General features: G+C 74.8%; 29 protein-coding genes. 13 read left to right on the top strand and 16 right to left on the bottom strand.

From position 1 onward, the window contains the following. Positions 1-64: 64 nt before the first annotated feature. Positions 65-511, top strand: coding sequence for a GNAT family N-acetyltransferase (locus tag OP18_RS13640; RefSeq protein ID WP_211273527.1), 447 nt, complete (start codon positions 65-67; stop codon positions 509-511). Positions 512-558: 47 nt separating this feature from the next. Here OP18_RS13640 and OP18_RS13645 read toward each other — a convergent pair whose 3' ends face one another. Then, positions 559-936 (bottom strand): nuclear transport factor 2 family protein, encoded by a 378-nt coding sequence (locus tag OP18_RS13645; RefSeq protein ID WP_052386667.1) that lies wholly within the window; start codon positions 934-936, stop codon positions 559-561. Here OP18_RS13645 and OP18_RS51170 point away from each other — a divergent pair. Then, positions 935-1,165: a hypothetical protein gene (locus tag OP18_RS51170; RefSeq protein WP_052386668.1), complete on the top strand. Its 231-nt coding sequence runs from the start codon at positions 935-937 to the stop codon at positions 1,163-1,165. The two genes, OP18_RS13645 and OP18_RS51170, sit on opposite strands and share 2 nt — an antisense overlap. An 80-nt stretch (positions 1,166-1,245) precedes the next feature. On the opposite strand, the gene OP18_RS13655 is transcribed toward OP18_RS51170, so the two are convergent. The 5 genes from OP18_RS13655 to OP18_RS13675 all read right to left on the bottom strand — a co-directional run bounded on the left by OP18_RS13655 (position 1,246) and on the right by OP18_RS13675 (position 5,177). After that, positions 1,246-1,704: a flagellar basal body-associated FliL family protein gene (locus OP18_RS13655; RefSeq protein ID WP_033359170.1), complete on the bottom strand. Its 459-nt coding sequence runs from the start codon at positions 1,702-1,704 to the stop codon at positions 1,246-1,248. A 132-nt stretch (positions 1,705-1,836) separates the two neighbouring features. Then, a complete protein-coding gene (trxA, locus tag OP18_RS13660) occupies positions 1,837-2,259 on the bottom strand; it encodes a thioredoxin (RefSeq protein WP_033359171.1) in 423 nt (140 codons plus the stop codon). Between the two features lie 64 nt (positions 2,260-2,323). Next, positions 2,324-2,929, bottom strand: coding sequence for a DedA family protein (locus OP18_RS13665; RefSeq protein ID WP_033359172.1), 606 nt, complete (start codon positions 2,927-2,929; stop codon positions 2,324-2,326). Between the two features lie 49 nt (positions 2,930-2,978). Then, positions 2,979-3,887, bottom strand: a complete 909-nt coding sequence (locus OP18_RS13670; protein WP_033359173.1) for an MBL fold metallo-hydrolase — start codon at positions 3,885-3,887, stop codon at positions 2,979-2,981. A 9-nt stretch (positions 3,888-3,896) separates the two neighbouring features. Then, complete coding sequence (locus tag OP18_RS13675) at positions 3,897-5,177, bottom strand: hypothetical protein (protein ID WP_033359174.1); 1,281 nt, start codon at positions 5,175-5,177, stop codon at positions 3,897-3,899. Positions 5,178-5,199: 22 nt separating this feature from the next. Between OP18_RS13675 and OP18_RS13680 the strand changes: the two genes are divergently transcribed. Beyond that, positions 5,200-6,330, top strand: a complete 1,131-nt coding sequence (locus OP18_RS13680; RefSeq protein WP_033359175.1) for a serine hydrolase domain-containing protein — start codon at positions 5,200-5,202, stop codon at positions 6,328-6,330. Here OP18_RS13680 and OP18_RS13685 read toward each other — a convergent pair. Beyond that, positions 6,305-6,922, bottom strand: a complete 618-nt coding sequence (locus tag OP18_RS13685) for a CGNR zinc finger domain-containing protein (RefSeq protein WP_033359176.1) — start codon at positions 6,920-6,922, stop codon at positions 6,305-6,307. The genes OP18_RS13680 and OP18_RS13685 overlap by 26 nt on opposite strands. 48 nt (positions 6,923-6,970) lie before the next feature. Between OP18_RS13685 and OP18_RS13690 the strand changes: the two genes are divergently transcribed. Together OP18_RS13690 and OP18_RS13695 are read left to right on the top strand one after the other, a co-directional pair. After that, a complete protein-coding gene (locus tag OP18_RS13690) occupies positions 6,971-7,381 on the top strand; it encodes a GNAT family N-acetyltransferase (RefSeq protein WP_245635368.1) in 411 nt (136 codons plus the stop codon). A gap of 303 nt (positions 7,382-7,684) precedes the next feature. Continuing rightward, positions 7,685-8,443, top strand: coding sequence for a DUF6745 domain-containing protein (locus OP18_RS13695; RefSeq protein WP_033359177.1), 759 nt, complete (start codon positions 7,685-7,687; stop codon positions 8,441-8,443). Here OP18_RS13695 and OP18_RS13700 read toward each other — a convergent pair. From OP18_RS13700 to OP18_RS13710, 3 genes are all read right to left on the bottom strand, one after another. Next, positions 8,433-9,185: an SDR family NAD(P)-dependent oxidoreductase gene (locus tag OP18_RS13700; protein ID WP_033359178.1), complete on the bottom strand. Its 753-nt coding sequence runs from the start codon at positions 9,183-9,185 to the stop codon at positions 8,433-8,435. The genes OP18_RS13695 and OP18_RS13700 overlap by 11 nt on opposite strands. Positions 9,186-9,252: 67 nt before the next feature. Beyond that, positions 9,253-10,476 (bottom strand): epoxide hydrolase family protein, encoded by a 1,224-nt coding sequence (locus OP18_RS13705; protein ID WP_033359179.1) that lies wholly within the window; start codon positions 10,474-10,476, stop codon positions 9,253-9,255. Then, entirely contained in the window at positions 10,473-10,898 is a 426-nt protein-coding gene (locus OP18_RS13710) for a MarR family transcriptional regulator (RefSeq protein WP_033359180.1), read from the bottom strand. Before OP18_RS13710 ends, OP18_RS13705 begins: the two co-directional genes overlap by 4 nt. A 171-nt stretch (positions 10,899-11,069) precedes the next feature. Between OP18_RS13710 and OP18_RS13715 the strand changes: the two genes are divergently transcribed. Next, on the top strand, positions 11,070-11,984 hold the full coding sequence (locus OP18_RS13715; RefSeq protein WP_033359181.1) for a MerR family transcriptional regulator: 915 nt from the start codon (positions 11,070-11,072) through the stop codon (positions 11,982-11,984). A gap of 108 nt (positions 11,985-12,092) precedes the next feature. Here the strand turns inward: OP18_RS13715 and OP18_RS13720 are convergent, their stop codons facing one another. Beyond that, positions 12,093-13,451, bottom strand: a complete 1,359-nt coding sequence (locus tag OP18_RS13720; RefSeq protein ID WP_342668890.1) for a S8 family serine peptidase — start codon at positions 13,449-13,451, stop codon at positions 12,093-12,095. Positions 13,452-13,519: 68 nt separating this feature from the next. Here OP18_RS13720 and OP18_RS13725 point away from each other — a divergent pair, with 68 nt between their 5' ends. Both OP18_RS13725 and OP18_RS13730 read left to right on the top strand, forming a co-directional pair. Continuing rightward, a complete protein-coding gene (locus OP18_RS13725) occupies positions 13,520-14,833 on the top strand; it encodes a M20/M25/M40 family metallo-hydrolase (RefSeq protein WP_033359281.1) in 1,314 nt (437 codons plus the stop codon). A 26-nt stretch (positions 14,834-14,859) separates the two neighbouring features. After that, positions 14,860-15,162, top strand: coding sequence for an MTH1187 family thiamine-binding protein (locus tag OP18_RS13730; protein ID WP_033359182.1), 303 nt, complete (start codon positions 14,860-14,862; stop codon positions 15,160-15,162). 22 nt (positions 15,163-15,184) lie between these two features. On the opposite strand, the gene OP18_RS13735 is transcribed toward OP18_RS13730, so the two are convergent. Further along, positions 15,185-15,784 carry a lysophospholipid acyltransferase family protein gene (locus OP18_RS13735; RefSeq protein WP_033359183.1) on the bottom strand — a complete coding sequence of 200 codons (600 nt, stop codon included), beginning with the start codon at positions 15,782-15,784 and terminating at the stop codon, positions 15,185-15,187. A gap of 44 nt (positions 15,785-15,828) precedes the next feature. On the opposite strand from OP18_RS13735, the gene OP18_RS13740 reads away from it, so the two are divergent. Continuing rightward, positions 15,829-16,452 (top strand): TetR/AcrR family transcriptional regulator, encoded by a 624-nt coding sequence (locus OP18_RS13740; RefSeq protein ID WP_052386670.1) that lies wholly within the window; start codon positions 15,829-15,831, stop codon positions 16,450-16,452. Positions 16,453-16,723: 271 nt separating this feature from the next. Here the strand turns inward: OP18_RS13740 and OP18_RS13745 are convergent, their stop codons facing one another. Together OP18_RS13745 and OP18_RS13750 are read right to left on the bottom strand one after the other, a co-directional pair. Then, the gene (locus OP18_RS13745; protein ID WP_033359184.1) at positions 16,724-17,422 is read right to left on the bottom strand and encodes a hypothetical protein; all 699 of its coding nucleotides are present in this window, start codon (positions 17,420-17,422) and stop codon (positions 16,724-16,726) included. Positions 17,423-17,487: 65 nt separating this feature from the next. Continuing rightward, entirely contained in the window at positions 17,488-18,219 is a 732-nt protein-coding gene (locus OP18_RS13750) for a class I SAM-dependent methyltransferase (RefSeq protein ID WP_033359185.1), read from the bottom strand. Positions 18,220-18,306: 87 nt separating this feature from the next. On the opposite strand from OP18_RS13750, the gene OP18_RS13755 reads away from it, so the two are divergent. The 3 genes from OP18_RS13755 (at position 18,307) to OP18_RS13765 (ending at position 20,099) form a co-directional block, all read left to right on the top strand. Then, positions 18,307-18,966, top strand: coding sequence for an HAD family hydrolase (locus OP18_RS13755; RefSeq protein WP_033359186.1), 660 nt, complete (start codon positions 18,307-18,309; stop codon positions 18,964-18,966). 63 nt (positions 18,967-19,029) lie between these two features. After that, the gene (locus OP18_RS13760) at positions 19,030-19,320 is read left to right on the top strand and encodes a barstar family protein (protein WP_052386680.1); all 291 of its coding nucleotides are present in this window, start codon (positions 19,030-19,032) and stop codon (positions 19,318-19,320) included. 194 nt (positions 19,321-19,514) lie between these two features. Further along, entirely contained in the window at positions 19,515-20,099 is a 585-nt protein-coding gene (locus OP18_RS13765; protein ID WP_033359188.1) for a tetratricopeptide repeat protein, read from the top strand. A gap of 44 nt (positions 20,100-20,143) precedes the next feature. Here the strand turns inward: OP18_RS13765 and OP18_RS13770 are convergent, their stop codons facing one another. Then, complete coding sequence (locus tag OP18_RS13770) at positions 20,144-21,097, bottom strand: ArsR/SmtB family transcription factor (RefSeq protein WP_033359189.1); 954 nt, start codon at positions 21,095-21,097, stop codon at positions 20,144-20,146. A gap of 59 nt (positions 21,098-21,156) precedes the next feature. On the opposite strand from OP18_RS13770, the gene OP18_RS13775 reads away from it, so the two are divergent. Beyond that, complete coding sequence (locus tag OP18_RS13775; protein ID WP_052386681.1) at positions 21,157-22,344, top strand: MFS transporter; 1,188 nt, start codon at positions 21,157-21,159, stop codon at positions 22,342-22,344. Between the two features lie 47 nt (positions 22,345-22,391). Here the strand turns inward: OP18_RS13775 and OP18_RS13780 are convergent, their stop codons facing one another. Beyond that, positions 22,392-22,598 (bottom strand): S1 RNA-binding domain-containing protein, encoded by a 207-nt coding sequence (locus tag OP18_RS13780; RefSeq protein WP_033359190.1) that lies wholly within the window; start codon positions 22,596-22,598, stop codon positions 22,392-22,394. Positions 22,599-22,775: the final 177 nt, after the last annotated feature.

Genomic DNA, 22,775 nt, shown 5'->3' on the forward strand with positions numbered 1-22,775 from the left:
TACGGCGCCCGGCCGCTGCAGGCCGGGCGCCGTTGTCGTGCGCGCACCGGTAGGGTCCGTGGCTGTGCCGGCTCTGCGCATCACCACACCTGAGGACGACGCCACCCTCGAGGACTGGCGCCTCGTGCACAACACCGTCGTGCCCGACGCCGCGATGTCCCTCGACGAGGCCCGGGAGCGGCTCGGCCGGTATCTGCTCGAGGTCGTGTACGACGGCGACACGCTGGTCGGCTGCACCACGGTCCGCCCGCCGGACGCCGACACCGCCGCCGCCACGGTGATCGTCCGGGTGCTGCCGCAGTGGCGCGGCCGGGGCATCGGCGCCGCCCTGTACGACCGCGCGATGGGCCAGGCCGCCCGCCACGGCGCGCCGGCCGTCGAGACGGTCGTGTGGGAGGCCAACGAGGACGGGGTGCGCTTCGCCCGGTCCCGCGGCTTCGTCGAGGTCGACCGGTACGTGCCCGAGCCGGGTGCGGTGGCCTACCTCACACTGCGCCTCGGACCTGCCTGACCGGCCGCCCGCCGCACGCCGGCTCCTGAGCCTGCCCGGCCGGCCCGCTACCGCGCCGCGAGCCGGACCGCCCGCGCCGCCACGAGGGCGTGGGTGTCCTCGATGACCTCGTCGTAGACCATGCGACCCCACCGCAGGCGCAGCCACTGCATCGCCTGGTTCTCGTACGTGCTGCCGTCGGCCAGCCGCGCGGTCAGGCGCAGCTTGACCACCGCCGTGGTGCGCCACGGCCAGCCCGTCACCACCACGTCGGTCAGCGCGATGCGCAGCCCGGGGAAGAGCTCGAACACGTCGCGGAACCAGTCGGCGAACGCGTCCCGGCCGCGCAGGTGCACGCCCACCGGCGGCGGCCCGGCGAACCGGAACTCGACGTCCGGCGCGGCGGTCGCGACCGCCACCTGGTACTCGCCGGCGCTGACGGTCATGGCCTGGGGCGATCGGCACGAGGCGGCCGAGGGCCCGCCGATGCGCCTGCGGCACGACGGCTGCGGCCACGCCGCCGACGCGCGGGTCACCTGCGGGCACTGCGGCGGCGAGCTGCACCTGGACAACGTCACCGTGCTGCCCGGGCCCGGCGGGCGGGACGCACCCGGGACCACGGTCGTCGCCGAGCGCCTGCTGCGGCGTGGCCTCGGCGGCACGTCCGCGGGCTGAGCTGGATACGACGGTGGGGCCCGTGCGCAGCACGGGCCCCACCGGTCTCACGGTCACCGCGTCGGAGCGGCGGCGGTGCGCTACTGGATCACGAACGTGGTGTAGTACACGTCCATGATCTCCTTCTCCTTGTCGACGGTGTAGGCCTCGACGACCTTGTCCTTGAGCTGCTTCTTGTACTTCTCGCGGCCCTCGTTGGTCAGCAGCTCCTTGGCGTCCATGTTGCTGAACAGGCTGATCGCGGCGTCCAGGGCCTTGCTGCCGTCCGGGGCCTCGGCGGCCTTGTCGGTCGCCTGCAGCGTCATCTTCAGCTTCAGGTAGTGGCCGTCGGCCAGGTTGATCGTGACCGCGTCCAGCGGCACGACGATCCCGGCGACCAGCTTCTCCTCGGCCGCGGCCGGCTTCGGGGCGAACATGAAGTACCCGCCGGCGCCGCCGCCGACGAGCGCGACCAGGACGATCGCGAGGATCATGATGAGCTTCTTCTTGGAGCCCTTCGGGGCCTCCTCGGCCGCCTTGTCCTTGTCGTCCTTCGCCATGATGTGCCCCTTCGTGCCCGTACCGCGCTGACCTCCGACGTTCACTGACATCGGACCGTTCACCCGACACGTGAGTTGCGGGCAGGTGCGGTGCGGTAGCGCCACGGAGCGGAGCCCGTGGGGCGGGGGAGGTCAGAGGGACTGCTCGACCCAGCGGCGCAGCGTCGCGGCCGGCGCCGCCCCGGCCTGGCGGGCGACCACCTTGCCGTCCTTGATGATCATCAGGGTCGGCACGGCCCGCACGTCGAACCGGCGCGACAGCCCCGGTGCGGTGTCGACGTCGACCTTGACCAGCTTCACCTGCCCGGCGAGCTGGGTCGCGACCTGCTCGAGGGCGGGGCTCACCGCCCGGCACGGGCCGCACCACGGGGCCCACAGGTCGACCAGCACCGGCGTGCCGGAGCGCTCGGCGACCTCGGCGAACGTGTCGTCACCGGCGTCGACGATCCACGGCACCCGCGCGCCGCAGCTGCCGCAGGCCGGTGTCCCCGTGGCCGCGGCCGGGACCCGGTTGCGCTTGCCGCACGCCGGGCACGCCACGATGTTGCTCGTCACCTGTCGCTCCTTACACCCTCGGTCTCATTGGTGACGACAACACCCGTACCCGCGAAATTCCCGGTCAGGCGGAGCGCAGCTTGCGCACGGCGAGGACCACGAGGCCGGCGGCCAGCAGCGCGCCGACGACCGTGCCGGCGGGCCCGCTGTAGTGCTCGACGTGCTGCCACCGCTCGGCGAGCAGCCAGCCGGCGCCGATGAACAGCGCGTTCCACACGCCGGACCCGGCGGTGGTCAGCAGCACGAACTTCGGCAGCCGCATCCGCTCGACCCCGGCCGGGATCGACACCAGGCTGCGCAGGATCGGCACGCACCGCGACAGTGCCACGAACCACGAGCCGTGCCGCTGGAAGAGCCGCCGACCGCGCTCCAGGTCGCGCTGGCCGGTCAGCAGGAACCAGCGGCGCCCCGCCAGCCGGTGCAGGCGCTCGTACCCGAGCCGGGCGCCGACCCAGTAGAGCACCAGGGACCCGACGACGGCACCGGCGGTCGCGCAGCACCACACGAGCACCGGGTGCATCGCCCCGGCCCGCGCCCGGAACCCGGCCAGCGGCAGGATCAGCTCCGACGGGATCGGCGGCACCAGCGTCTCGAGCGCGATGAGCAGCCCCACCCCGACAGGGCCGAGCGTGTCGATGACGTCGAAGATCCAGTCCGTCATCATGGACATGCTACCGCCACCTGGTCACCCCGGCAGCGTGAGCGGCCGGCGGCGCGGGTCAGACCTTGGTGGCCATCGGGGCGCCGCGCCAGGTGACGGCGTCGGTGAGGGCGGCGACCACGTCGACATCGGTGCCGAGGGCGTCGGCGTACGCCCGGTGCAGGTTGGGCACGATCCGCTCCGCGTCGGCCCAGCCGGCGAACTCGCCGAGGTCGCACCCGCGGGCGGCCTCCAGCGGGGTCAGCCCGGCCCGCAGGCCCGCCTCGGCGGTGTCGCGCACCAGCCGCAGGTACCGCCGGATCGCGTCGAACACCGGGGTGATCTCGGCGGCGGTGAGCAGCGGCCCGTGCCCCGGGACGAGGTGCGCCGGCTCGAACTCGGCGAGCCAGTCCAGGGCGGCCGCGGCGCCGGCGACGGAGCCCATGAAGACCAGCGGGGTGAGGCCGTTGAAGACGAGGTCGCCGGCGAAGAGGACCCGCTCCCGCGGCAGCCACGCGACGAGGTCGCCGGTGGTGTGGGCGGGGCCGCCCGGGTGCGCCACGTCGACCCTGCGCTGCCCGACGTGGATGGTGAGCCGGTCCCGGACCGTGACGTCGGGCAGCCGGCGGGTGACCGCGCCCCAGTCGGGGACGGGCTGCCACAGCGGCGGGCAGCCGTCGATCACCGGGTCGACGCGCAGCCCTTCACGCATGTGCTCGTGACCGACGATGACCGTGGTGGCCGGCAGGAGGCTGTTGCCGTAGCTGTGGTCGCCGTGCTGGTGGGTGTTGACGGCGAGGCGGACGGCGCCGCCGCCGGTCGCCTGCTCGACCGCGGCGAGGAACCGGCGGGTGCGGGTCTCGGTGGCGCAGGTGTCGACGAGGAGGACCTGGCCCCCGTCGGCGACGACCCCGGCGTTGTTGAGCCACCACGTGCCGTCGGGCTGGACCCACGCGTGCACCCCGGGCACGACCTCGTGCAACGACATGCGGGGAGCCTACCGCCGGCGCAGCGGGATCTGACCGGGGGTGATCAGGCCCAGGCCGACCAGGTCGAAGTCCAGGTCGCGCTCCCACTCCACGCGCGGGGCCACGAGCGGGCTGCCGCTCTGCGCGAACGTCAGGTGCGGCGTGTCACCGGCGGCGCCGAGGAACAGCCCGGGGCGGCGGTTGGCACCGAACCCGCCGAGCGTCTCCAGCCGCCGCGGGCGCGGGCCGCCGGGCAGCGCCGCGGCCCAGCGCCACGGCGCCGCGTTGGTCATGAGGCCGGTCGCGTTGGTGGTCCACCTGTCGGTCCACTCCCGCAGCCGGAAGCTCTCCGGCAGCCCCTGCAGCACCCGCGCGGTGGCCCGGTCGGTGGTCACGCCGCACAGCTCCAGCGCGTCCAGGGCCCGGCCGGTGACCAGCGCGTCGACCGCGGCGGCGACGACGGCCGCCGGGTGGCGCCCGTCGATGCCCCACAGCTCCTCGACGCTGCCGGCGGGGGACTGCCAGTACTGCGGCATCCGGTCCCAGCGGTGGTAGGCGGACGTGCCGGCGACCCTGGCCAGCCCGGCCCGCAGCCCGCCGCCGGGGGCGGTGCCGACCACGAGCCAGATGCCCTTGCCCGCGGGGGTCGCGGCCGGCACGACCTCGCGCAGCAGCACCTGCACCCGGCCGGCGAGCCGGCCGCCGGTGCGGTCGCGGGGGAACCACCAGCGGATCCCGGGCACGAACAGCCCGGCGACGGTCTCGTCCAGGTCCTCGGCCTGCCGCTCGGTCAGCTGCGCCAGCAGCGCCGGGTCGAGCGCGACGTCGACGGGCACGGTGTCGCCGGCGAGCTTCGAGGCGGCCAGGCGCTGCAGCCGGGCGCGGCGGCGCCCTTCGGGCTCGCCCGCAGGGATGACCGACCACGTCGTCTCCCACTGCGCCCAGTCCTCGACGGCGGCGACGACGTCCTCGGGGAACACCGAGTGGAACTGCCCCGACGGCACCGCGACGGGGTCACCGTGCTCCAGCGGCTGGGTGTCGGCGTCCGGGCGGCGCTCGTAGAACGCGGCGGCGAAGCCGAGGACCGCGGTCGGGTCCGGCAGCGTCTGGACCGGCTCCCAGTCGCCGACCCGCTCGCCGGGGCGGATGTCGGCGACGGTCACGACCGCGTACGCCTCGTCGCCCGGCATGCGCACCCAGGCGCCCGGCTCCACCGGGCTCGCCGACCACTGGCGCGGCGCCTGGCGGATGACAGGCTCCAGGCCGGACCGGCGCAACGCGTCGACCGCTGCGGTCAGGGACGTCTCCACCGGACCACCATAAGGTGATCCTATGGATGAGTTGCACCGGAGCTTGACCGCGCTGGTCGACGGGGGCAAGGTGCCCGGCCTGGTCGCGGCGGTCGCCGGCGCCGACGGGCCGGTCCGCGTCGAGGTGCTGGGCGCGGCGGCATTCGGCGCCGGCGCCGCGCCGATGCGCCGCGACACGCCGTTCCGGCTGACGTCGGTGACGAAGCCGATGGTCGCCGCGGTCGCCATGATGCTCGTCGAGGACGGGCTGCTGGCCCTCGACGAGCCGGTCGACCGGCTGCTGCCGGAGCTCGCCGGCCCGCGGGTGCTGCGGCGGCTGGACGCCGAAGTCGACGACACGGTGCCGGCGCACCGGGCGATCACCGTCGAGGACGTGCTCACCTACCGGATGGGGCACGGGGTGCTGCTCGACCCGGCCGCCGATCCGCCGTTCAACCCGCCGTACCCGGTGGTGCGGGCCGCGGAGGCGCTGCGGCTGACCCTGGCCCGCCCCGACCCGCGCACCCCGCACGGCGTGGACGAGTGGATGCGCCGGTTCGGCACGCTGCCGCTGCTCTTCCAGCCGGGGGAGCGGTGGGCGTACAACTCCAGCGGCCATGTCCTCGGGGTGCTGGTGGCGCGCGCGGCCGGCGCGCCGCTGGGCGAGGTGATGCGGCAGCGGCTCTTCGACCCGCTCGGCATGACCTCCACCGGCTTCTCGACCACGCCGCGGCGGGCCGCGCAACTGCCGGCGCAGTACCTGGGCGGCGAGCGGCAGACGGACGTGGCGACGGCCGAGGACTGGAGCCGTGAGCCCGCCTTCCCCGACGGCGCCGCCGGGCTCGTGTCCACTGTGGACGACGTGGTGGCGTTCGGGCGGTTCATGCTCCATGGTGGACAGTCCCTGCTGCCGGTGCGGGCGGTGCGGGCGATGACCACCGACCGGCTCACCCCGGCGCAGGTCGAGGGCGGCGGGATGCTGCTCGGCGGGCACGGCTGGGGCTACGGCATGACGGTGCAGGCCGACGGCACCTACGGCTGGGACGGCGGGTACGGCACCAGCTGGCGCAACAGCCCGTCGCAGGGCACCGTGCGGGTGCTGCTGACCCAGGTGTCCGACGTGCTGTTCGACGGGACCGTGCAGGAGTTCAACCGGGTGGCCGTGCACCGCTGAGCCCCGCCGACGCCGCCGTGCGGGCCGGGCGCCGGCGGGCCCGGTTGCCGCACGGGTCGGCGGCGCACCAGCGGCGGGTGCCGGTGCGCGACCCGTCCAGGAACAGCGCCCCGCACCGCGGGTCGGCGCACGCCCGCACCCGGCCCGCGGCGGGCGACGTCACGAGGTCCAGCGCGTCGCGGGCGACCAGCGCGAGGGTGGCGGTGACCGGGTCCGCGGCCTGCCAGCGCAGCGCACCGCCGGCGTCGAGGCGAGGCACCGGCACCGAGCGGCCCGCCGCGTCGTTGACCAGGCCGCGCGCCTCGGCGCCCGGACCGCCGGCACCGGCCGGCAGGTCGCCCGCCTCGGCCCCCGGCCCGGCGGCGCGGGCCATGACGAGGGTGTGCACCGCCTCGCGCAGGCGCCGGGCGCCGGCGAGGATGGCCGCCGGCACGCTGCTGCCGGGCGTGGGCGCGACCGGGCCGAACTGCCCGACCCAGGCGGCGAGCGCCGCGCCGTCGGCGAGCTCGTCGACCGGGGTGGCGGTGCCCCGGTCCCGCAGCGTGTCGGCGAAGTCCAGGCACAGCCGTCCCGTGCCCCGGCGGAAGGACATCCCGGCAGCATAGACCCGCGTCGGTCACTCGCAGGTACGCTGTCGCCCGTGTCGGTGACCGGGATGTCCTATACGTGGCGCGGCGCGTTCGACGACGCCGAGGTCGAGGCGCTGCACGCCGAGGGGTTCGGCCACCCGGCGGCCGCCGTGGGCGGCTGGTGGGCGCGGGTCAACCGGCACAGCCTCGGCTGGGTCTGCGCCCGCGACGGCGGCCCGCTCGTCGGGTTCGTGAACGTCGCCTGGGACGGCGCCGCGCACGCCTTCGTCCTCGACACCGTCGTGGCGGCCACGGCGCAGCGGCGGGGCGTCGGCACGGGGCTGGTCGCCGCGGCCGTCGCGGGCGCGCGGGCCGGCGGCTGCGAATGGCTGCACGTCGACTTCGAGGACCACCTGCGCGAGTTCTACCTGTCCTCGTGCGGGTTCACCACGACCGGCGCGGGCCTGGTGCGGCTGCGCTGAGCGCACCGGCGGCGCGGTCGCCGTGACGACCGGCCGCGCTGAGCGCACCGGCGGCGCGGTCGCCGTGACGACCGGCCGCGCGGGGAGAGTCGCGCGAAGCGCGGGGCGCGACGACCCGCCGCGCTGCGCGCACCGGGGTTGCGGGCGGCGGGCGGTGGCCCGCACAATGGTCGACATGATCCGTTCTCACCGGAAGGGCGCGTCCGCCCTCGCGCGTTGACCGCCCCGGCGCGGCGATCCGCCGCTGCCCCCGCAACCCGTTCGCCCGAGCGTCCGGGCAACCGTCCCCCCACCGTCCGGCCGGTGGCCCGTCTCGTCGAGCTGTGGCACCGCGCGGCACCGATCCGCGACGAGTGGCTCGCCGTGGCCCACTCGACCGGGCCCGCCGACCGGGCCGGCACCGAGCACCTCATCGCCGGCATCTACCACCGGCTGCGCCGCCGGGCGCCGGTGTTCCGCTGGGTGCAGTCGCCGCGGCAGGCGTTGCCGCTGCTCACCAGGATGCCCACGCACCGGGACCTGCAGTCGTGGGTGCTGGCCAGGCGCCCGCACGGGGCACCGCCGGTCGCCAGTGACATCGCCACCGCACTGGCCCGGTTGCGCGGCGCCCTCGACGACGCCGCCGCCCATCCCGACCTGACCGTCGCGGCGAAGCCGCCGCAGAAGGAGGACCGGCACAAGCCGTGGCCGGTGCTGCCGCCGGAGCGGGCACTGGAGGCCGGGGTGCCGCTGCGGGAGGTGCTGCGCCAGTCGCTGCACGCCCCGATCGCGGCCGACCTGACCTGGCCCGTCAGGTCCGCGATCGGTGCCCAGGGCACGTTGCCGGTCTGCTGGTACGGCCAGCAGGACGCCACCTGGATCGGCCTGTACGACCTGCTGCCCAAGCTCGGCCTGGCCCGGTACCGGACGAGCGACGCCGCCGAGCTCGACGGCTGGGCCGCGCTCGCCCGCGCCGCCGGCTGGTGGTGGCCGGGCGAGGACGTGTGCGTGCTCGTCGAGCGGCCGGCGCTCATCGGTGCGCGCCGGGTCGGCTACCGCGACGGGACCACCGTCACGTGGTGATCCGCACCCCTGACAGCGCCTCGCACGCGGCGAGCAGCCCGTCCTGGACGGCCCGGTCGTACGCGGCCGGGTTGGCCTTCAGGTCGGTGCGGCGCTTGAAGTAGCGGCCGGTGACCGCCGCCGCCGGGTCGTCGGCGGTCGCCAGCCACACCTGCGTCTCGGCGCCCTCGGGCAGGTCGTCGGTGGCGTTCGGGCCGCCGAGCTTCGTGCGGATCCAGCCCGGGTCGACGGCGGTGCTGCGCACCTGCGGCCACAGCCGCGCCACCGCGAACGCGAGCGCCACGTCGAGCAGCTTCGAGTCGCTGTAGGCCTGCATGCCGTGCCACGGTTTGCGCTCGTACTGCAGGTCGGTGAGATCGGCGACGCCGACCGACTCCAGCCCGGAGGTGAGGTAGACCAGCCGGGCCGGGCGCGGCATGAGGGCGGTCAGCACGTACGGCGCCAGCGTGTTGACCTGGAACGTGCGCTCCAGCCCGTCGACGGTCTCCCGCCGCTCGTCCTGCCCGCCGATGCCGGCGTTGTGGATGACCACGTCGAACGCGCCGGCCTGCGCGGCGAGGGCCTTCGTCTCGGCGAGGGAGGCCAGGTCCCCGACGACGACCGGCGCCGCCGGCAGCCCCGCCGCGGCGGCCCGCGCCTCGTCCCGCGCGTGCAGCACCACGTCGTGCCCCAGCCGCAGCAGCTGCGCCGCGGTCTCCAGCCCGATCCCGTCGGTCGAACCCGTCACCAGTACCCGTGCCATGCCAGCATCGTAGAGGGCCCCGTGGCCGGGCCCGGCGCTCACCACCCGGCGACGCGGTCCGGACCGGCTAGCGGCGGCCGCGGAACGTGCGGCGCAGGTCGTCGACCCATTCGCCGGGCAGCTCCCACGGGATGAAGTGGCCGCCGTGCTCGTGGGCGGTGATGTTCACGTGGTGATACCACGCGGCGCGGTCGCTGGCCAGGAAGTGCCGGACGCGCTCCTCGCCGGTGGTGACGCCCGGCGGGTTCTCGTGACCGACGAACGTGATGCCGGTAGGGGCCTGCACCACGGGCCAGCGGTCGTGCGACGGCTGCCACGGGTAGCGGTTGTTGTTCGCGTACGTCCTGATCGAGCTGGTGATCGACGCGCCCGCCCAGATGATCGTGGCGTGGGTGAGCAGGTCGTCCCTGGGGAAGACGGTCTCCACGTCGCCGTGGCTGTCCGACCAGGTGCTCCAGCGGCGCAGGACCCAGGCGAGCATGCCGGCGGGGGAGTCGCTCAGCCCGTAGCCGAGCGTCTCGGGATCCAGCACGTGCGCGGCGAGGTGCACGGCGAAGCGCCGCTCCAGGGCCACGATCCGGGCGCGGATGTGCGGCGGCAGGTCGTCGGGGAGCGGGTTGCCGCCGGACAGGTCCCAGGCACGGTCGCCGTTGAACATGGTGAGCTTCTGCGCCGAGCCGATGTGGATGCCGTGCAGGTGCGCGGCGTACTTGTGCCCGAGCTGGCCGGTGATGAGCGCGCCGACGTCGCAGCCGGCCGCGGCGTACCGGTTGTGGCCGAGGACGCCGGTCATCAGCTCGTGGAAGACGTCGGCGATCTTCCAGAAGTTCATGTCGGGGTGCGCCGGCAGCGGGGTGGAGAACCCGAACCCGGGCAGCGACGGCACGATGACGTCGAACGCGTCGGCGGGGTCGCCGCCGTGCGCGCCCGGGTCGGCGAGCGCGTCGACGACCTTCGACCAGTGCCAGAACGTCCACGGCCAGCCGTGCGACAGGATCAGCGGGGTGGGTGAGGGGCCGGCGCCGGGCCGGCGCATGAAGTGCACGGGCACCCCGCCGACGTCGACGCGGTAGTGCTCGTAGGCGTTGATGGCCCGTTCGGCGGCGCGCCAGTCGTACCGGTGCGCCCAGTGCTCGACGAGGGCCCGCAGCTGCGCGGGCGGCACACCGTAGAAGCCGTCGTCGTTGCCGGTGTCGCGGGGCCAGCGGGTGGCCTTCAGCCGGGCGGTGAGGTCGTCGAGGACCTCGTCGGGGACGTGGATCGGCTGCTGCCGCAGGCCGGTGATGCTCATGCCGCCCCCAGCTCGATGATCCGGGCGAGGGCCGGCATGGCCGCGGCCACCGCGGCCTGCTCGCTCGCGTCCAGCCCGGCGATGAGCTGCGCGAGCCGGTCCACGCGGTTGGCGTGCCGGGACCGCACGACGTCGGCGCCGGCGGCGGTGAGCGACACCAGGACCGCCCGGCCGTCGGTGGGGTCGGGCCGCCGCTCGACCAGGCCGTCCTCCTCGAGGCGCTGCACGAGGCTGGTGATGGCGGGCTGGGTGAGCTGCTCCGTCGTGGTCAGCGCGGTGAGCCGCATCGGCCCGCGCCGCGACAGCGTGTGCACCACGGACAGGGCGCTGAAGCCCAGCCGCTGCACCATCGGCAGCCGGATGAACAGGGTGTTGAAGTCTTCGATGAGCGTCGTCAGCGCATCGACCTGAGCTCTCTGCACCGGCCAACTGTATCGACAATCTATATAAAAGTTCAATGCTTATATCTTTGCCTATCTTGCCGGTAGGATTCGTGGAGATGGCTCGGTGGTGGATGCCAGTGCGCCACCCTGCACCGCCGCTAGGTGCGCTCCGCTTGAGGTTCCACCCGGTGGAAGGTGCAGGCTTGGTCGGTGGATCGCGGATCAGATCTCTACACCATCGGGCAGCTCGCGCGGCGCGTCGGCGTGCCGACCCGGACCGTCCGGTTCTGGTCGGACCAGGGCGTGCTGCCACCGGTGGACCGGTCCGGCGGCGGGTACCGGCGCTACGACGCGGTGGCCGTCGCCCGCCTGGAGCTCATCCGGACCTTGCGTGACCTGGGCCTCGGTCTCGACGCCATCGCGGCGCTGCTGGCCAGTCAGGTCACATTGGCCGGCCTGGCCGCGGCGCACGCGGCGGCGCTCGATGCGCAGATCCGCACGCTGCGGCTGCGCCGCGCGGTCCTGCGCGCCGTGGCCCGCCGGCAGAGCACGACGGAGGAGATGACCGTGCTGCACAAGCTCGCGAGGCTGTCCGCACAGGAGCGCCAGCACGTCATCGACGACTTCGTCGCCACGGCGTTCGACGGTCCGTCCGACCCGGACAGCGCCGTCGTGGCCGGCTGGATGCGCGAACTGCCGGCCGAGCTCCCCGACGACCCGACCGACGAACAGATCGACGCCTGGCTGGAACTGGCCGAGCTGGTCGCAGACGAAGGCTTCCAGGGCACGATGCGTGCCATGGCGCCCAGCACAGCCGGCGACCCACGCTGGGAGTTCGGGCTGAACCTGCGGCCCCTCGTCCTCGCCCACGCCGGGAGCGCCGTCGACGATCGGGTCGCCCCTGACTCCGCCGCGGGGCGCGACACACTCGACCGGATCGTGCCGGTCGACCTTCCGGCCCGGGAGACGGCCGCGTACGTCACCTGGCTGGAGATGGTCGCCGACGCCCGCATCGAGCGGTACTGGCACCTTCTCGCCACGCTCAACGGTGCCGAAGCGGGGCCGCCGGCCGTGCCCGCCTTCGCGTGGCTGCTCGCGGCGATGCGCGCACACCGATGCCCGTGAGGTCCGGACCGCGTCGCACCGGGAGGCGTCGTGCCTGACACTGTTGGCGGGCGCCGGACCACGACCGGGACGCCGGCGAGCGCGGCGCCCGGCCTACCGGGCCCGGCCTCAGCGCCACGCCTGCCCGGACCAGGCGTCGCTGGACCAGGTGCGGCCCAGCCAGGTGCCCGCCGACCAGGTACGGCCCGACCATGTGCGGCCGGACCACGCCGGGTCGCTCCACGTCGCGCCGCTCACCCACGGGGTCGACGTCCACGTCGCCGCGGCCCACGTCCGGGACGTCCACGAGGTGCCGGTCCAGCCGTCGCCGGCCACCCGGAAGCCCATCCACGTGCCGCCCGACCATGATGCCTGCGCCGCGGCCTTCGGGGCCCACGACGCCGTGGCGAGAGCGCCCCACACGGTCCGCTCGCCGGACAGGGCGGCGTTGTCCAGCATCACGTGGCTGGTGCCGCGGGACAGCTCGAACGTGCCGAGCCCCGACGACGTGGCCCAGGTCGGCTTCGCCGCCGCCGTGGCGGTGCGGGCGAGCGCGCCGTTGACGTTGAGCTCGAGCAGCCCGAGCGTGCCCGCCTTGCCCGACGGCAGGAACGTGCCGCCCTTGGTCAGCCACTCCTTCACCTGGTCGGGCGTCGCGGCCGGCTTCGCCTGCAGCAGCAGGGCCGCGGCGGCGCTGACCACAGCGGTCGCCTGGGAGGTGCCGGTGCCCTTGAACAGGGTCGTGCCGACCCGCGCCGCCGGGTACATGTTGTCGACGTTGGACCCCGGGTCGCGCAGCGACGCGATCGACGTGCCCGGTGCGAGCAGGTCGACCTGGTTGCCGGAGGTGGCCAGGTTGGTGAACGTGGCGAGGGTGTCGTCGGCCGTCGCCGTCGTGCCGTTGGTGGCGGTCGCGCCGACGGCGAGGACCCACTCGTCCATCGCCGGGTTGGTGAGCTTGGCGGTGGCGTTGCCGTTGTTGCCGGCGGCGGCGACCACCACGATCCCCGCCTGCCACGCCTTCTCCACCGCGAACTGCAACGGGTCGGTCCAGTTCGGTGGCGTACCGCCGGATCCGTAGGACAGGTTGACCACGCGGATCGGGTTGGCCGGGTCGTCGTTGCGGTGCTTCACCACCCAGTCGACCGCCGCGATCATCTGCGACACGTCGACCGCGCCGCTGGCCGTGCCGATCTTCACCGAGGTGAGCTTGGCGTCCGGGGCGATGCCCCTGGTGCCGGAGGCGGTGTCGTTGCCGACGATGATGCCGGCCATGTGCGTGCCGTGCCCGTACGTGTCGAGGTAGCGCAGATTCGCCGCCTGCGACTCGAACGACAGGTCGCGCCCGCGGTCACGGCGAGCACGGTCCGTCTGAGGGTCACCAAGGGGCGCTCCAATCGCGTCGGCAGTGCCACCACCATCGCGGCGCGCGGGTCCCGCTGTCACCGGCCCCGGACGGGTTCGGGTCGGTCGCCCGACACGGTCCACCGCAGTGGCGTCCGCCGCACGTACCGGATACCGGCGAAACCCTTCAGTGGACCGCCGCGGTGCCGAAGATGCCCGCTACCGTCTGCGGGGTGGACGAGGTTGTGACGCTGGCGAGCGAGCTGATCCGGATCGACACCACCAACACCGGCGAGCCGTCCGGCACCCGTGGCGAGCGGGCCGCCGCCGAGTACGTCGCGACCCGGCTGGAGGAGGCCGGCTACGAGACCACGTACGTCGAGTCGGGCGCGCCCGGCCGCGGCAACGTCATCGCCCGCCTCCCCGGCGCCGACCCGTCACGCGGCGCGCTCATGGTGCACAGCCACCTCGACGTCGTGCCCGCCGAGGCGTCGGAGTGGTCGGTGCACCCGTTCTCCGGCGAGGTCTCCGGCGGCTACGTGTGGGGCCGCGGCGCCGTCGACATGAAACACCTGGCCGCGATGAGCCTCGCCGTCGCCCGCCGGTTCCGCCGCGACGGGGTGGTCCCGCCGAGGGACCTGGTGTTCGCGTACCTCGCCGACGAGGAGGCCGGTGGGGTGCACGGCGCCGGCTGGCTGGTCGAGCACCGCCCCGAGCTGTTCGACGGGGTCACCGAGGCGATCAGCGAGGTCGGCGGCTTCTCCCTCACCGTCGGCGACGGGGTCCGCGCGTACCTCGTCGAAACCGCCGAGAAGGGCGTCGGCTGGCTGCGGCTGCACACCCGCGGCACGGCCGGACACGGCTCGCTGCTGCACACCGACAACGCGGTGGCCAAGCTCGCCGCCGCGGTCGCCCGCCTCGACGCGCACGAGTTCCCGCTCGTGCTGACCCCGCCGGTGCGCGACTTCCTCGCCGGGGTCAGCGACCTGACCGGCGTCGCCTTCGACGAGGCCGACCCGGCCGCGGTCCTGGGCCGCCTCGGCGCCGTGGCCCGCATGATCGGCGCGACCCTGCGCGACACCGCGAACGTCACCATGTTCTCCGCCGGGTACAAGGACAACGTGGTCCCCTCGACCGCCTCCGCCATCTTCGACTGCCGGCTGCTGCCCGGGCGGGAGGAGGGGTTCCTGCGCGAGGTCGACGCCGTCGTCGGCCCGTCCGTGCGGCGCGAGTGGAAGAGCATGCCGCCGGTCAGCACGAGCTTCGACGGCGTCCTGGTCGACGCTATGACCGCCGCCATCACGGCCGAGGACCCGGACGCGCGGCTGCTGCCGTACATGCTGTCGGCCGGCACCGACGCGAAGGCCTTCCAGCGCCTCGGCATCCGCCACCTCGGCTTCGCCCCGCTGCGCCTGCCCCCGGACCTCGACTACACCGCCCTGTTCCACGGCGTCGACGAGCGTGTCCCGGTCGACGGTCTGCTGTTCGGCGCCCGCGTCCTGGACCGTTTCCTGCGCGTGTGCTGAGCCGGTTCGTGGGTAGGGTGGCTGGCATGTCCGTGCTGGTCGCATTCAGTGTCACCCCGCTCGGTGCGGGCCCGGAGGTCGGCGCGCTGGTCGCCGAGGCGGTGCGGGTCGTGCGGGCCTCGGGCCTGCCCAACCGCACCGACGCCATGTTCACCACCGTCGAGGGCGACACCTGGGACGAGGTGATGGCCGTCGTGCGCACCGCGGTCGAGGCCGTGCACGCCAAGTCCCCCCGCACCTCCACCGTCATCAAGGTCGACTGGCGCGACGGCGTCACGGGCGCCCTGGACGCGAAGGTCACCAGCGTCGAGCGGCACCTCGCCGACTGACGGACCTCGCCGGCGCGTCGCGCTACGGGACGGTGTTGTACCGCGGGACGCGCTCCTGGCCGGACAGCGCCGCGATCGCGTCCATGACCTCGTCGGTGGCGGCGCGCCGGGCACGGGCGTCGCCGGGCAGGCCCGTGCAGCGCAGCGGGGCGCCGAACCGCACGGTGATCCTGGCCCGCCGGGGCAGCGCGCCGGTGCCGGTGAGGGCGACCGGGACGACCGGCACGCCCGCGGTCAGCGCCAGCCACGCGACGCCGGTGCGGCCACGGTACAGGCGGCCGTCGCGCGACCTGGTGCCCTCCGGGTAGATGCCGAACGCGCCACCGGCGGCGAGCACGTCGAGGGCGGTGTCAAGGGCGGCCCGGGCCGCGGGGGCGTCGCCGCGGCGCACGGGGACCGCGCCGGTCGTGCGGAACCACCAGCGGCGCAGCCGGCCGCGGTCGAAGTACTCCGCCTTGGCCAGGAACACCACCCGGCGCGGGACGACGAGCGGGATGACGACGCTGTCGTAGAACGACAGGTGGTTGCCGGCGATGACGACCGCCCCGTGCCTGGGCACGTGGTGCAGGCCTTCGACGGTGGGGCGGTACCAGAGCGAGAACAGCAGTCGCAGGAGACGCATCGGGCGAATATAGCGTCCGAACGGTCGGACGCTATATTGGTGTGATGAGTCCCCGGCGCACCGTCGCGGAGGCCCGCCAGACCCGGGCCGGCATCGTCAGGCACGGCGTCGCCGTCGCCTCCGTGGAGGGCCTGGAGGGCCTCACCATCGGCCGGCTCGCCGCCGACCTCGGCATGAGCAAGTCCGGCGTGCTGGGCCACTTCGGCGACAAGGAGACCCTGCAGCTCGCCGTGGTCGAGCTGGCCACCGACGCGTTCTGGCGCGCGGTCTGGGAGCCGGTCGCCGACACCCCCGCCGGGCTGCCCAGGTTGCGCGCCGTCGCCGGTTCCTGGCTGCGGTACGTCGCATCCGACGCCCTCCCCGGCGGCTGCTTCTTCATGGCGGTGGGCCCCGAGTTCGACGACCGCCCCGGCCCGGTCCGGTCCGCGATCGCCGGCGCCGCCGACCGCTGGCACCGCGAGCTGCTGCACCAGGCCCGGCTCGCCGGTCACTGGCCGGGGGAGGAGGCGGAGCAGGTCGTGTTCGAGCTGACCGGGGTGCTGCTCGCCCTGCACGCCGCCCACCGCCTGCGCCGCGACCCGTCCGCCGCGACCCGCGCCGCCCGCGCCGTCGACCGCCTCCTCGTCGTGCCTGACCGCCGCACCGCCCCGGGCGGCCCGGTTGGCTGACGAGCAGGACGTCTTCTTCCGCGTCAGCGCGGCGCCGGCCAGCGCCGCGCTCCTGGCGTGACGACCGCCGGGCAGGTCAGCGGCCTGTGCGCCGTCAACGCGAACTCGATGGCCTCCGTCGGCGTGTCGCCCGGGTGCCAGACCCAGTCAAGCCCGGTCGCCGCCACGGATCCCCGTTGACGAAGTTCGGCCCCGCGGGGAACCATCCGGCCGACAGCAGACCCGCCAGTGCCGGCGCACCGAATCCCCGCTCCGTCAGCGCGGACGAGCGCTAGTGACCGATGCAGGTGTAGGTGTAGATCGCGGTGTCGGTGGCGCTGCTGGGGTAGATCACCTTGAGCGTGATGCGGTGCTCGCCGGCGGTGTGCGGGATGCTGATCGGCCAGCTGTCGGTGTAGGTCTTCGACTGCGCGATGCCGCTGTGGTCCGCGCCGCCGTTGACGCTGAACGACACCCGCACCCCGGGCTGCGACACGGTGACCGTGACGTGCACGGAGACGAGGTCGTTGCCCGGGTCGCAGGTACCCTGCCTGCTGTCCGGGCTCACCGTGACCCGCGCCGACGTGACCTGCGCTCCGGCGGGCGGCGGCGCGGCCGTCGTGTTCCGCGGGGTCGGCGTGCGGGTGGGGCCGGCCTTGGTGGGGGTCGCCGGACCGGGCTGCGGGGACGCCGATCCGGCCGGTGGCTCGCTGGCGGGCGCACTCGCCATGTCGCTGCCCGGGTCCACCGACGGGCTCAGCACGATCTGATCGGCCGCCGCCGACGTCGCTCGGGGCCGCGTCGTGTTTCCGGTCGGGAGCAGGGCGGCCACGCCCAGCGCGGCGCCCAGCACGAGGACCAGCCCACCACCGACGACGAACAACACCTGACGGGCCGGCGGCGGTCCGCCGGCGCCGGTGCCCACGTCGCCGTCCAGGCCACCGACCGTCGCCGGCGGCTCGGGGGTTGCCGGTACCTCGGACTCGATCACGGGCAACAGTGCACCATGGCACCAATCCGCAGAACCCTCGGGAAAACGGCCAGAATCGGCGCCGGTCAGCGCAGGACGAGCAGGTCCATGGTGTCCACGACCGGGCCGGGCACGGTGTCGGCGGCCGTGCGCAGCCGCCGGACCCCCGCGGCGTACGCCTCGTCGCCGATCAGCTTCAGCGGGGTGTGCGCGTCGCGGCGCAGGGCGGCGGCCGCCTCGCGGACCGAGCCGGCGGTGGTCTGGGCGACCGGCTCAAGCGCGACGGTGCGGAACCCGGCGGTGGCGAACGCCGCCTCGACGTCGGCCACCGAGGGGTAGGTGTCCAGCACCGCGGCGGCCTCGGGGAAGTAGCGGACCAGGGTGAGGCCCTCGTACCGGCCGGCGAAAACCGACCGGATCAGCAGCGGACCACCCGGGCGCACGACCCGGCGCAGCTCACGCGCGGCGGCGCCCAGGTCCGGCACGTGATGGACCATCGTCGACATCCAGGCGGCGTCGGTGCACCCGGCGGTCAGGGGCAGGTGTGTGGCGTCGCCGGCCACCACCGGGCGGTGCACCGAGCGGGCGCGCATCGCCGCGGACGGCTCGACCGCAACGACCTCCAGGCCGGGGAACCAGGCGGTGAACGCCCGTGCCCAGCTGCCGGTGCCGGCGCCCAGGTCCAGCAGCCGCCGGCCGGGCAGCGGGCGCAGGTGCCGGGCCACCGCCGCGCGCCAGGCGGCGAGGCCGTCGTCGGTCAGGTGGCGGTTCGCCAGGAACGCGGCCGCGTCCCGGTCGTCGTACGCGATGCGGGCCATGCCCCCGAGCCAACCGTGGCAGTGGGGGTGCCCACAACGCCGCGTGCGTCGATTCACAGTCCGGCGGCGGCTGTTAGCGTGCCAGGCATGCCGCCGAGGTTCCTGGTCTTCGACCTGTTCCACACGCTGGTCGACGGCGCCGACAGCGAGCGCGACCGGGTCGTCGGTGAGATGGCCGTGATGGTGGGGGTCGACCCGGAGGCGTTGCGGCGGGCGTACCGCGAGACGTGGGACGAACGGCTCAAGCGCTGGAGCGTCGAGGAGACGATCCGGATCCTCGCCGGCCGGCTGGGCGCGCACCCGTCCGACGAGTCGGTGGCCCGCGCCGCCGCGCACCGCCGGGCCCTGGCGCGGCGCGTCCTGGACCGGGTGGCGCCGGCGACCCTCGAGACCCTCGACGCGTTGCGGGCCGCCGGTGCGCGGCTCGCGCTGGTGAGCAACGCGACCGCGGAGGCGGCCGAGGCGTGGCCGGCGTGCGAGCTGGCGTCCCGGTTCGACGTCGCGGTCTTCTCCAGCGTCGTCGGCGTCGGCAAGCCCGACCCGCGCATCTACCTCGCCGCCGCCGAGGCGCTCGGCGCCGCCCCGGCCGACTGCGTGTACGTCGGCGACGGCGCGGACGGCGAGCTGGCCGGCGCGGCCGCGGTCGGCATGCGGGTGGTGCGCACCGTCGAGCACAAGGACACCGACCCCAGCTGGCCCGGCCCGGTCATCCAGGCGCTGCGCGACCTCGAGGACTGTCCCGCCTGAGTCAGGTGTACCCGACCAGCCCGTCCGACGGCGCGACCGAACGATCGCCGCTATCGTCCGGTGGTGCGTGTGCGGCTCGACGGGAACCAGATCCACTCCGAGGCCGACTTCCATCGGCACCTGGCGGCGCTGCTGGACTTCGGGCCCTACTACGGACACAACCTGGATGCGTTGTGGGACCGGCTGACCACCGATGTTCCACGTCCCGTCCATGTCATCTGGACCGCGGCCCGGGTGAGCCGCTCGGCAATGGGAGCGCCGGCGTTCGCTCGGATCGAACGCACCCTTCGCGCCGTGGCCGACCAGGATGTCGCGTGGGGGCGGGGCGACCGCTTCACCTTCGAACTCGCGTAGCGGATTCGCGAAGGCCGCGGCTCAGTCCGTGGGCGGTGGCAGCAGGGCGGCGGTGAGGGTGGCGGCCAGCCAGTCGGTGGAGTCGTCGACGGGCCAGCCGCAGGTCGTGGTCAGGCGTTCGAATACCTCGATCGACGTGAGCGCGAAGCTGATGTCCGCCGCGCGGTCGGCGTCGACGCCCGTAGCATGGCCGGGTGGGCGACCCGGAGCGGTGGTTGCAGCGCGGCAGTGCGCTTGCCGACGAGGGTGGCGCGGACGAGGCCGAAGCGCTGGCGTTGCTGCGCGCGGCGGTGGCGGCCGGACACGGACCGGCCAAGGTCCGGCTGGCCGAGTTCCTGCTGCTGCAGTGCGCGACCGCCGACGCCGCGTCCCACGAGGAGGCGCTGCGGCTGCTGCGGGAGGCCGTGGCGGCCGGCGTACCGGGTGCGCGGAACATGCTGGGCGTCACCCTCTGGGACGACGGTGCGCTGGACGAGGCCGAGACCCTGCTGCGGGCCGCGCTCGCGGACGGCGAGCCCGACGTGGCGGTGAACCTGGCCGGGGTGCTGCACCAGAAGGGCGCCGACGCCGCGGCGTTCGCCCTGCTGCGGCAGGCGGCGGAGCGCGGCGACGGGGTGGCCTACTGGATCGTCATGCGGCTGCTGCCGGCGGCCGGCCGGGCCGCGCGGGAGGTGACCATGGCGTACGAGGCGGCGACCTCACCCGAGGAGCGGCCGGTGTGCGTCATGCTGATCCCCGGTGCGTGGGAGCTGGACCCGTCGGTGCTGCCGGTCGACTGAGATCGCGGCGCGGACGGCGTCCGCGCCACCGGTGACCCGCCGGCTCAGCCGCGGCAGACGGCCTCGCCGGTGGGGGTGTGGTAGTACAGCACCGAGCGGCCGGCGCGGCGGCGGGTGATCAGCCCCGCGTCCAGCAGGACCCGCAGGTGACCGCCGACGGAGCCGAGGCCGGCGCCGGTCAGGGCGACCAGCTGCGTCGTGCTGTGCGGCGTGGCGAGCAGGGTCAGGATGGTGGCCCGCAGCGGGCCGAGCAGGCGGGCCAGGGCGTCGGGCGGTGCGGTGCCGCCGGTGGCCGCGAGCCAGCCCGTGCACGGGTAGATGATCGAGTACGACCGGGGCGGCGACTCCCAGCCGACCCAGCCACGGGCGGCGGTCGTGGGGATGAACAGCAGCTCCGCGTCGCTGATGTCCAGCGGCGCGTAGTCGTACGTGTTGATCTGCAGGCGGCCGTCGCCGAGCCAGCGCATGCCGGGGCGCATGCCGTCCAGGACCGCGGCCCAGCCGCCGGTGCTGAGCCGGTCGGTGCGCGACACGATGTCGGCCTCGAAGACCCGGCGCAGCCGCGGCCAGCCGGGGCGCACCAGGTGCGACCAGACCCAGTCGACGAGGTCGGCGGCCCGGCCGGCGAGGCCGTCGGCGCGCAGCACCTCGGGCACCGCGTCGCCGAGGCCGAGGTGCTCGCGGGCCGTCGGGTCGGGGGTGCGGCGCAGCCGCGCCAGCTCCGTGGAGAACGTCTCGCCCGGCGTGTGCGGCGGGGTGACGAGGAAGTCGGCGATCCAGCCGGGGCGGATCGCGGCGTGCAGGAACGGCCGGACGAACGGGTCGCCGGCGTACCTGGCCTCGAACGCGGGCCGGTGCGCGGCGAGCCACTCCCGCTGCGGCGCGGACACCGCGCGCTGGCCGCCGAGCGCGGACAGGCAGGCGACCGTCTCGGCCAGGGGTGACACCACGAAACGGCTGCGGGCCAGCACGTCGGTGCCGATCTGCCAGAACCCCACGTTTCGCCTCCACCCGAAACTGTACGTCGCGCCGGTACCGTCGCCGCAGGATGCCGATCATGCGCACGTATCGGCAACTGTTCCGCACGCCGGAGTTCACCGCCCTGTTCGCGACCCTGTCGGGGCAGGTGGCGGCGGGGACGGTGGCGGGCATCGGGCTCGGCACGCTGGTCTACGCCGCCACCGACTCGCCGCTGCTGTCCGCGCTGAGCATGTTCGGGGCGTCGTTCGCCCAGCTGGTCGGGGCGGCGACGCTGCTGTCGTGGGCCGACCGGGTGCCGCCGCGGGCCGCGCTGACCGGGCTGGCCGGGTTCGCGGCGGTGACGACGGCGCTGCTGGCGGTGCCGGGGCTGCCGATCGCGGCCCTGTTCGCGGTCATCTTCGCGCAGGGGCTGGCCGCGTCGGTCGGTGGCGGCGTCCGGTACGGGCTGCTCGCCGAGATCCTGCCCGCCGACGGGTACATCCTGGGCCGGTCGCTGCTGAACATGTCGGTCGGCGCGATGCAGATCGGTGGCTTCGCCGTCGGCGGTGCCCTCGTCGCCGCCGTCTCGCCGCGCGGGGCGCTGCTGGTCGGGGCGGGACTGCAGGTGGTGTCGGCGCTCGTGGCCCGGTTCGGGCTGAGCCGCAGGGCGCCGCGCGCGGCGGACCGCCCGTCGGTGCGGGCGACCTGGCGCGGCAACCGGCAGGTGTGGCAGCCGGGCGTGTACATCGCGATGTGGGTGCCGAACGGGCTCATCGTCGGCTGCGAGGCGCTGTTCGTGCCGTACTCGCCGGCCGCGGCGAGCGTGCTGTTCGTGACCGCGGCGATCGGCATGCTCGCCGGTGACGCGATCGCCGGCCGGTTCGTGCCGCCGCGGCTGCGGTTCCGGCTCAGCGGCCCGCTGCGGTGGCTGCTCGCCGCGCCGTACCTGCTGTTCTTCCTCGAGCCGCCGCTGCCGGTCGCGGCCGCCGTGGCCGGGGTCGCCTCCGTCGGCTACGGCGCGACGCTGCTGCTGCAGGACCGGCTGCTGGCCACGACCCCGGAGCCGCTGCACGGCCAGGCGCTCGGGCTGTTCGGCTCGGGGCTGCTCGCCATGCAGGCGGTCGGCGCGACGCTCGGCGGGCTCGTCGCCCAGTACGTGGCGCCGGGCACCGCGATGGGCATCCTGGCGATCGGGTCGCTGCTGGTGTCCCTCGCGTTGTTCGTGGCCCGCGTCGCTCCCCGCCGCCGGCCCGTCCTGGAGCCCGCGGGCGCCGTGGCGCGGTGATCAGGGGCGGGGCACCCGAAGCAGCGGTCCGGGTGCCCCGCCGTCGATCAGGCGAGGGCCAGGCTGGCGCGCCGGCGCTCGCTGTCCTTGTCCAGGACGCGGACCGTCACCGCGGCGCCGACCTGCAGGCCGGTCACCCCGGGCAGCAGCCCGTCGACACCGTCGGCGAACCGGACGAACGTGCCGAACGGCACCACGCCGGACACCTCACCGACGACGACGTCGCCGATGCTGAAGTCTTCGAAGCGGGACATGCGATCACCTCCTTCCTCGGCAGGCTCCGCTCATGCGGGCGGTGCGGAAGGAGTGGCGGGCCACGGGCCCGCCGGCAGCTCACCGAACTGCCGGACGCCTTGTCTGTGCACGGCACATGGCCGACCCGGCAGTCACATCACGACCGTAACCGTCACGCCGGCCGGTCGGCAAGGACC

Source organism: Dactylosporangium aurantiacum, from assembly GCF_000716715.1.
GTDB classification, from domain to species: domain Bacteria; phylum Actinomycetota; class Actinomycetes; order Mycobacteriales; family Micromonosporaceae; genus Dactylosporangium; species Dactylosporangium aurantiacum.